The sequence below is a fragment of the Photorhabdus noenieputensis genome (assembly GCF_018448935.1).
In the GTDB taxonomy this organism is placed as follows: Bacteria; Pseudomonadota; Gammaproteobacteria; order Enterobacterales; family Enterobacteriaceae; genus Photorhabdus; species Photorhabdus noenieputensis.
Genome location: NZ_RCWC01000164.1, coordinates 1 through 643, shown reverse-complemented (window position 1 = coordinate 643; position 643 = coordinate 1). Strand labels below are relative to the sequence as shown.

Sequence of the window (643 nt, the reverse complement as noted above, 5' to 3'; positions counted from 1 at the left end):
GATCTGGCAAAAGCCGGCTTCAATATGATGAACAACCTGCCGGCGAATAGCCATGCCAATGTCAGCCACACACAATGTAATGGCGCTGCTTGCCAGAAATTCAAGAACAGTGAAGAAGCCGCAGACGCGGTCGTCAAGGTGTTAGGTGATCGTTCGGTTCGTACCTGTACCGACAGTCGTCAGTGTACCAGTGGGGGTATCAAAGACCAGCCGGGTGCAAGTGTCGCTGGGACGGGGTTTGCACCGATGCTGGAAGAGGCGACCAGAACCAACATTGAGCAATTGATGAAACTGGTCAGCGGGGAAAATGCGCCTACCATAGTCAATCTGGCAAAACTCAAAACAGGTAGCCTGACGGTGACTCGCGGGGTTATCCAGGCTCTGAAACGTGATCCGGACAGTGGGGCTTTGGTGAGTCGGTTGGCCAGTGAGTTGGCGATGGCCGACACCATTGAGACTGCGCTCACTATGCGGCGAATGTTGATGACCGGCCAGGCAGAACCGAATGCCGCCGCTCAGGCGCAGGCGATGGCAGAGAGTGATCGTCGCATTGCGACACTGGACAGAGAAATTACTGCCCTGAAGAATGAAATGGAGTTGCGCCGGGCGATTGCACAAAATACCGCACTGACCACGCTTGAGC

General features: G+C 55.1%; 1 pseudogene. It reads left to right on the top strand.

Going from position 1 to position 643, the window contains the following annotated elements:
- Positions 1 to 643 (top strand): annotated as a pseudogene (locus tag EAE91_RS23655) (integrating conjugative element protein); the annotation flags it as partial.